General features: G+C 67.7%; 10 protein-coding genes. All 10 read left to right on the top strand.

Features of this window, described 5'->3' with window-relative positions; all coding sequences use genetic code 11:
* A partial coding sequence (locus AB0M95_RS40130; RefSeq protein WP_363776760.1) for a hypothetical protein occupies nucleotides 1-576 on the top strand: 576 nt, incomplete at its 5' end.
* Nucleotides 566-1,168, top strand: a complete 603-nt coding sequence (locus AB0M95_RS40125) for a phosphoribosyltransferase family protein (protein ID WP_363776757.1) — start codon at nucleotides 566-568, stop codon at nucleotides 1,166-1,168. The genes AB0M95_RS40130 and AB0M95_RS40125, both read left to right, overlap by 11 nt.
* Nucleotides 1,165-2,295, top strand: a complete 1,131-nt coding sequence (locus tag AB0M95_RS40120; RefSeq protein ID WP_363776754.1) for a glycosyltransferase family 4 protein — start codon at nucleotides 1,165-1,167, stop codon at nucleotides 2,293-2,295. Before AB0M95_RS40125 ends, AB0M95_RS40120 begins: the two co-directional genes overlap by 4 nt.
* Before the next feature lie 153 nt (nucleotides 2,296-2,448).
* Complete coding sequence (locus tag AB0M95_RS40115; RefSeq protein ID WP_363776751.1) at nucleotides 2,449-3,132, top strand: PIG-L deacetylase family protein; 684 nt, start codon at nucleotides 2,449-2,451, stop codon at nucleotides 3,130-3,132.
* On the top strand, nucleotides 3,132-3,917 hold the full coding sequence (locus AB0M95_RS40110) for a WbqC family protein (RefSeq protein ID WP_363776748.1): 786 nt from the start codon (nucleotides 3,132-3,134) through the stop codon (nucleotides 3,915-3,917). The genes AB0M95_RS40115 and AB0M95_RS40110 overlap by 1 nt, the downstream gene beginning before the upstream one ends.
* Nucleotides 3,914-4,543 carry a GTP cyclohydrolase I gene (folE, locus tag AB0M95_RS40105; protein ID WP_363776745.1) on the top strand — a complete coding sequence of 210 codons (630 nt, stop codon included), beginning with the start codon at nucleotides 3,914-3,916 and terminating at the stop codon, nucleotides 4,541-4,543. The genes AB0M95_RS40110 and folE overlap by 4 nt, the downstream gene beginning before the upstream one ends.
* Before the next feature lie 26 nt (nucleotides 4,544-4,569).
* Nucleotides 4,570-5,409, top strand: a complete 840-nt coding sequence (locus tag AB0M95_RS40100; protein WP_363776742.1) for a hypothetical protein — start codon at nucleotides 4,570-4,572, stop codon at nucleotides 5,407-5,409.
* Nucleotides 5,406-6,521, top strand: a complete 1,116-nt coding sequence (locus AB0M95_RS40095) for a radical SAM protein (protein ID WP_363776739.1) — start codon at nucleotides 5,406-5,408, stop codon at nucleotides 6,519-6,521. The genes AB0M95_RS40100 and AB0M95_RS40095 overlap by 4 nt, the downstream gene beginning before the upstream one ends.
* An 11-nt stretch (nucleotides 6,522-6,532) precedes the next feature.
* Nucleotides 6,533-7,660, top strand: coding sequence for a DegT/DnrJ/EryC1/StrS family aminotransferase (locus tag AB0M95_RS40090; protein ID WP_363776735.1), 1,128 nt, complete (start codon nucleotides 6,533-6,535; stop codon nucleotides 7,658-7,660).
* Between the two features lie 7 nt (nucleotides 7,661-7,667).
* Nucleotides 7,668-8,288, top strand: a 621-nt coding sequence (locus AB0M95_RS40085; RefSeq protein ID WP_363776732.1) for a 3'-5' exonuclease, incomplete at its 3' end; no start/stop codon positions are given.

Here is an 8,288-nt window from a genome sequence, read left to right as displayed (position 1 = left end):
ACGCACGCCCTGAACAGGGTCAATTACGTGATCGGCATGCTCAATTACGTGATTGCAACCGCCTCACCGCTGCGCAATTCCGTGATCGTCGACAGCCTGACACCCGTGGATCTGATCGTGGCCTCCGGCGGGGAGCCGCTCCTGCACCGGGAGTTCATGATCTACCTTGCGACCCGTGCTGCGGCGACTGGCCGACAGATGGAGATCGAGACCAACGCCACCATTGCCCCCGGCGCGGATCTGGTTGCCACCGGGGTGGCCTTCAACGCCGGACTGAAACTCGCCACGTCGGCCGTTCCGGTCAAGAAGCGCATCAAGCGGGAGGTGATCGCGGAGCTCCAAGCCACCGGCCGGACCCGCTGGAAGTTCGTCATCAGCGGGCCGGAGGACCTCGCGGAGGTCTCAGACCTGGTAGCCGAGTTCGGGCTCACCGAGGTCTGGCTGTCCCCGGAGGGCCGGACCGCCGACCACGTTCTGACCGGGATGCGGTCGCTCGCCGACTTCGCTCTCCTGCACGGCTGGAATCTCACCGGCCGCGATCACGTCTTGATCTGGGGAGACCTGCGTGGACGGTAGCGTGCACCTCCTCACCTGGGAGGCGGTCGGACAGCTTGGCCGTACCCTCGCCTCCGCCGTCAGATCAGAGGGTCTGCCGCAGGTCATCGTTGGGATCGCCCGAGGCGGGCTGATTCCGGCCGTCATGATCGCCCACCATCTCGGCGTCCGGGACGTGAGGGGCATCTCCCTCGCCCACACCGTCACCGACGAGGTCGCGGCCGTGAAATCGCCCGAGGTCTTCGTCGGCGATCACCGGCACCTCGGCGATCTTTCCGGCCAGGACGTGCTCGTCGTCGACGACATCGCCGGCAGCGGAGACACGCTGAACGCGATGGGGGTTCTGCTGGCCACGATGCGCCCAGCCCGCATCCGGACTGCGGTGCTGTGGCTCAATCTGGCCAACTGGCAGCCTCGCAACGCGGACCCAACGTATGTGGGCGAGCACGATCAGGGGTGGGTGGTCTTCCCGTGGGAGAAGAACACCGCGCTGCACGCGACGCCCGACGCGACGCCCGACGCAATGGCCGGACCAGATCACAGCCAGGCGAGGGCGGACGGCACACGCCAAGCAGGTGCCCGGCTCATCCCCTCAGTTGGAGGACCGGAGTGACGACAATCGCCTTCTGCCTGCTGACCTACCGGCCGGACCACCCGTCCGGCATCGAGCGGAGCATCGCCGCTTTGACCATCGGGTTGCGTCAGCTCGGCCACACCGTTCTGATCCTCACCAGCAGCCCCGCAGCATCTGGCCCGTCCGCGGATGCCGAGGCATCCGAAGATCCGGACCTGATCCGGCTCACGTCGGTGCGGCTTCCGCAGCCTGCTCATAACGATGACGTGCTCGCCGCTCTCGCTGATCCTGGCCCGGTCGTCGCCGAGGTACGCGCCATCCTGGCCGACCGGGCGGTCGACATCGCCTGCTGGGGGGCACCGGTCTGGGGGCTGGGCTATCTCGATCCCGCACCGCCCGGGGTGCGGACGGCGTTGATGGCCCACAATGAGATCCGGCCTCGCTCGGCCGACACGTGGCGGCTCGCCCTGCAGGCCGCCGACGTGGTTCTACCGGCCAGTCCCTACCTGGTGGAGGCCGCGACCCGGGCGGGCTGGGACTCCTCCGCGTGGCGAGTCGTCCCGAACGCCGTCCTGGTCCGGCCCGACCCGGTCGGCTACGACGAGCGTGAACGGCTGCGCTGCCACGGACCGCTGCGGACGGTGTCGCGGGCGGTCGCCGACAAGGGCCACCCCGAACTCTTGGAAGCACTGCCCGACACCTGGAGACGGCCGGTCGAACTGGTGCTGGCTCGCGCCGACTTCGAGTTCGTGCGCGGTGAGGCCGAAGAAGCGCTGGCGGCGTGCCGACGCCAGCAGCAGCGACGCCCCGACGTCGTCCGGCTCCTGCCCGCGCTGCCGTGGGCGAGGGTGCCGTCGTTCTTCGCCGAAGCGGCCGTCACCGTCATCTGCTCCACCAGCCCGGAGACCTTCTCACACACCGCCGCTGAAGCGCTGTCTGCCGGTACACCCTTGATCACCTACGACCTCGGATACGTCCCTACTCTCGCCGGGCCCGCCGGACGTGCGGTCCCGGTGGAGGCTGGCTTTCCCGCGCTGTGGGAGGAACTCGCGGCGCTGCTCGGCGACCACGATGCCTACCACGCGGCCAGCGCCGCAGCCCCGGCCCGGATCGACCCCCATACCCCCCTTAAAGCCGCCCAGGCGTTCCTTACCGCCACAGCCTGAACACCCGTCAAGAGCACGGGCGACAGCACGGTTACGGTGGCGGGTCGGCCTCTGCCGCCCTCGCCGCCTCATGTGAGCGCAACGATCGAGAGCACCACCAGCGCCATCCGCAGCAGGGTGGTGCCCCGTCTCCTCTACGGATCAGGAGGGCGCATGCTCGGACTCCGCCCAGGCGAGCGAGCACTTGTTGTCGCCGCGCACCCCGACGACGAAACACTTGGAATGGCCGGCACCATCGCCGCCTTGACCGGATACGGCGTTGAGGTCGATGTCATCGCCGTCGCCTGTCTGTCCGGGCCCATGTACGGAGGAACCTCCGACGCCGACATCCGGTGCACGGAGTTTCGGGATGCCTGCGCTGTTCTCGGCGCTTCGGGCACCATCGGATGGGTCGATGACGAACGCGCCGCCAACCCCGGCGCCCACCTCGGTGCGCTGGTAGCCGTCATCGAGGAGAGCTTGGCCGCCTCCACTCCGGCAGCGATGTTCATCCCCACCGGTGGCCATCATCAAGACCACCGCGCGGTCCATCACGCCGGGCTGGCCGCAGTACGACCTGGCCACCGCGCGAACAGGCCACTGCCCCGCCTCATCCTCGGGTTCGACGGCCCCGAAGACCGCATCTGGCTCAGCGCGGGCCTGGACCGGCCGGTTGCCGTCGACATCACCACCACGATGACGATCAAGCAGAAGGCGCTGCTGTGCTACCCGAGTCAGATCCGCCAGGATCCCCATCCCCGGAGTGTGGAGAAGATCCAAGCATTGGACCAGGCCGCCGGAGCCGCTCGGGGCGTTCAGGCCGCCGAACTGTTCGCGCTGTATCGGATGGAGGTCTGATGGCCGACCTCACCAGCTCAGCGATCGGCCCCAAGCTCACGGCTGCGGCTTCGCCCGCCCTGGTGCTAGTTCCGCATCAACCCGCCTACCTGCCCTGGCCGGGTTACCTGGCTCGGCTGCTGGATGTCGACCAGCTCCTGCTTCTGGACCATGCCCAATTCAGCGGACAGTGGCAGCAGCGCAACTACATCGAGGGCCCCAACGGCCGCCGCCGCCTCACCGTCCCGGTGAGGCGCGACTTCGGGCAGTCCATCATTCAGGCGCGCATCTCCGGCGATCAATGGCGCAGGCGGCACTGGCGGAGTCTGGAGGAGAGCTACCTACGCGCCGAGTTCTGGCCGGACTGGGGGCCGCGTCTGGCCGCCATCTACGATCGCCGCTGGGAGCATTTGGCCGACCTGAACAGGGCTGTCTTGGACCTGCTGCTGGAAGGGTTCGGCATTCAGGTCACGATCCTGCACAGCAGCGCCTTGGATCCCGCGGACCGCAAAACTCAGATGCTCATCGACCTGTGCCACAAGACCGGCAGAAAAACTCTTCGGCTCGGTGCCGGGGCCCACGCATATCTCGACATCGCTCGTGTCAACCGTGCCGGCATCGCCGTCCAGATCGCGACCTACACCCACCCGCCCTACCGTCGCGGACGGCAGCCCTTCATCACCGGCTTGTCAGCGCTTGACCTGCTCCTCCACCAAGGACCCTCCGCCAGGCACGTCTTGGCCCAGGGCGCCGAGACCGCGACATGGACCGAGATCGAAGCGGCCGTAGGGGCAGGAGCGGCATGAGCGAGATCATCGCCAACGGCCTTCGCGCGGATGCCGCGCCGCGCGACTCGGCCGAACGGCGCGCGTTCGATCAAGACGCGGTGGAGCATCTGATCCGGCAACTGTTGACCGCAATCGGCGAAGACCCGGACCGTGACGGGCTCAAGGACACACCGCGCCGGGTCGCCGCATGGTGGGCGCAATTTCTCACCCCCGATCCCGGCGTGCTGGACACGGTCTTCGACCACGACGACGTCGGCGACCAATGGGTGGCCGTGTCGGACATCGAGATATGGACCATCTGCGAACACCACCTCCTGCCTTTCCGCCTCTCCCTGACGATCGGCTACATCCCGGCGGGCCGTGTCATCGGCCTGTCCAAGATCGCGCGAATCGCTCTCCGGCATGCCGCAGGCCTGCAGCTACAGGAGCGGCTCACTGCCCAGATCGCCCAGACTCTTGCTTCGCTCACCGGTAGCCCCGACGTGGGCGTCTGGGCTACCGGTGAACACCTGTGCATGAGCATGCGCGGAGTTCGGGCAACCCGGGCCCGGACCAGGACCGGGTGCTTGCTCGGACGCCTGCGCACCGAACCGGGCCTTGGCGACCGCCTCCTGGCAGCGACTGAACAGCGGAGGCACGGATGAGCGGCGCATCGCCTGAGCGCCCCGCCTTGGACGTGAACGCGGCCGTCAACAGCCCAGGGCAACCGGGATTCGCAGATGGGGATCGCAGCCAGCCGACGACGGCCCTCACGATCGCCTCGGCAACCGACGCGACGGTCCCATGGATTTCCCTTGAAGGTGTCAACGGCATTGGAAAGACACACCTGATCCGGAGAGCCGTGCAGGCCCTGGGACCACGTTGCTTCTCGCTGGTGGAGCTCCCCGACACGCCGGCTGCTCAGCTGTCGGGCCAGATCATCGCGGCGCTGCAGGGTGGTGACTCCTTCCTCCGGACCGGCGTCCCGCGTACCGAGACGCTGCTGCTCGCCGCCCTGCACGTCCACCGGTACGAGACCGCCCATCCCCGTCCTGGGCAGATCGTGCTGGAAGACCGTGGCCCGTACACGGTCGCGGTCTACCAGTCGGTGATCCTCAATGGCCACGACCGGATCGAGGGCACTCGCGGCGGCGTCGCCGGCGAGGAACTGCTGGACACGGCCCACACCGTCTTGGATCTGATCACACCGTGGCGGCCGCTGCCCTCGCGCGTCCTCCTGTTGCTCGACGACCCCGACCGGTGCCTGGCGCGATTCCAAAAGCGGGAGGGCCGCACCGTTCGTTCCGACGAGGCCGGGCTGATGCGGCGGGTCACGAACCTCTATGAACGGCTGGCTGCCGTGGACCCTTCCCGATTCCAGCTCATCGACCGGCGTCTCTTTGACGAGGACCAGTGCGTCGCCGCGATCGTCGACGCTTGTATCCAGGCGTCCCTCCGTGAATCCGCCGAAGAAGATCAACGCGCCGAAGCTGACGCGGAACCACCGAAGCCGAGAGGGGGAGCGGTATGACGCAGAAGGTGTTCCCCGCGGACCCGGTCGGCGCCAGCCAGGCGCCCTTGCCGCCGACGCTGCTGTGGGCACTTCGGTCGCCCTGCTCCAAAGGGTGCCGGTATTGCTACTTCGGGCTGCTCGAAGACCACAAGGTCGTTCCGGTCACCGAGGTCGGGCGGCTTTCGCACCTGCACCGGACCGACTTGAACCCCGCTCAGGTCCTCGCTTTCGCTCGCACCCTTCCCCGATCCAGGGTCCGGCGGGTGTTCCTGGCGGGCGGAGAGCCGCTGATCTGGCCGCCGATCCTGCCACTGATCAAGATCCTTAAAGAAGGCGGCCTGCAGGTGATCGTCTGCACCGAGGGCACGCCCCTGAATCGGCCGGACATCGCTGAGGCCCTCGTCGAACTCGGCGTCGACGCGGTGTCGGTCTCACTGGATTCGGTCGACCCCGACTACAACGACCGGCTCCGCCCCTCACGCAACGGGAAGGACGGCTGGGCCGAGGTCATCTCGGGAATCACCAAGCTCATCGCTGCCCGAGACAGCCATCATGACGGCACACGCCAGGCCGATGGCCCTGTCCGACCGGACGGACAGGCACGCCCCAGAGTCGGGATCTACAGTGTCATCACCCGCGAGAATCTCGCCGACATTCAGGCGGTCCCGGCGCTCGCGCAGCAGCTGGGCTGCGACTACGTGGTCCCGCAGCCGCTTTCTCTCGACGCGGGCCATGACCTGTACCCGATGACTCTGAGCGTCGGACACGCTCCCGACGTGCTGAACCACTTCGCGGCTGTTTCCGCTCACCCCTCGGTTCATCTGCCAGCGGCACCGTACCCGCAGCATGTCGCCACGGCGATCAGCGCCCCATTCGCCACGGTCACCGGCTGCTTCGGCGGCCGGAGCCTGTATTTCGCCCAGCCGGACGGGATGCTGTGGGACTGCCCCTCATCCCACCGGATCGCCGCGACTCCCTCCCACCAGCACCGCACCATCCGCGACGGCGACGCGGCAATCCTCTTCGGAACGGCCACGCCAGGATGCGGCGACTGCACGTTGTTTTCCACCGACTGCGTGCAAATGTGGCCGCTCATGGACTTCAGCGCGATCATCGGAGACAACCATTGACCGGCGCTCGTGTGACCGATCCCCGCAGGAGTGAGGCCGGGGCAAGGCCGCTGCTGGAGCAGGCCCTGGCCGCCATGCCCGCACCGCTCGGATCCACCCCCCAGGTGGACGCGCTGGAAGCGGAGTTGAAAGCCGTCTACGGCGTCGACCACGCCATCGCCGTCTCATCAGGGACGGCCGCCCTGCAGACCGCCTTGATCGCATCAGGCGCCCGGCCCGGGACCGAAGTTCTCCTCCCCGCGTTCACGGTCGTGATGGCCGTCGCCGCAGTCACCGCCACCGGCGCCCATCCGGTATTCGTCGACAGCCGCCTGGGCGGCTCCGGCGGGAAGAACAGCGGCTTCGTCCTCGACTTGGATGACGCCGCCGCGAAATTTAGCGGCCGGACCGTGGCCCTGCTGCCCGTACATTTCGGGGGACGGACCGGCGACCTGGACGCTCTGCGGGAATTCACCCATGACCGCCGAATCAAACTTCTCGAAGACGCCTGCCAGGCCCAGGGAAGTAGATGGCGTGGACGCGCCGTCGGCACGATCGGCGATGCGGGCTGCTTCAGCATGAAGGACGGCAAGTTTGTCATTTGCGGTGAGGGCGGCTACGTCCTGACCGACGATCCCGACATCGCCGCCACGTCCGCTGCGTTCCGCAGTCACTGGCAGACCGGAACGTCCACCCACCCGGCCGGCCATCACCTTGGCCTCAACCTGCGCTTGGCCGAACCTCTGGCGGCCCTGGCGCGGCACAGCCTCGCCGACCTCGACGCCGCCCTGCGGCAACGCCGGGATCAGACCCGGCTGTTGACGACTTTGGTCGGGAACCTCCCCGGCCTGGAACCCATCCAGGCGGGTCCAGGCGAGGAGCCCAACGAATACGCTGCACTGTGGCGCATCGGCGTGCCCCGGCCGCGCGAACTGTGCGAGCGGCTCTCCGAGTATGGGGTGGTCAACTCCGTGGGCACATTCGGGTTAAGGGCTGCCTCTGCGCACCCAGCCTGCCGGACACTGGATCCGGTGCCGTGCCCGAACGCCGAGCAGGCCGTTGACGAACTGCTGTCGGTTCCGCTGACCTCCGCGCTCGACGACGAGCACATCGACCGGCTCGCCGCGACAATCCGCACACAGGTGAAGGCATGGCGTTGACATGGCATTGACCGACCCGGACTTCCTGGCGATGACCTACCTGGTCATCGACTTCGAGGCGCTCACTCCCACTGGGCGGCCCGCCGAGCCGATCGAGGTCGCCGCCATCGCCGGACGCTTCTCCGCCACCGGGGCATGGCGGGAGCTCGGCCGCTACAGCGCGTTGATGCGGCCCCCTGACGATGTGCCGATCACGAGCTTCGATGTGCGCCAGAACGGCCTCACCGAAGAGGTCCTGCGCAGTCAACGCCCTCAAGCCGAGGTGATGGCCGAACTGGACGGACTGCTCACCACTCCGCCATACCGGCTTGTCGCCCACAGCGCGCACATCGAGGCCACCCTCATCAAAGGGAAACGTTCCCATTGCCCTACCCTGGCCGCGACCCCGTTGCTCTGCACGGTCAAACTAGCCCGGATCGCCTATCCCGAACTGCACAGCCACGCTCTGAACGAACTGCTGTCCTTCCTGAGGATTCCCAAGCCCGCTGATCGGCACCGGGCCCTTCCGGACGTGCAGCTCACCGTTGCCATCTTGCAGGCGATCCTGTCGGCCGGAGTCGAGGCGGGTGCCTGGCGGACGCTCTGGGACCTGCAGATCGCCGCCGGTGTCTACGTCAAATCGCAACCG

Origin of the sequence: Sphaerisporangium sp. NPDC051017 (assembly GCF_040683095.1) — a bacterium.
Lineage (GTDB): Bacteria > Actinomycetota > Actinomycetes > Streptosporangiales > Streptosporangiaceae > Sphaerisporangium.
Note: the sequence above shows the minus strand (reverse complement) of the source record. Positions and strands in the feature narration are given on the sequence as shown.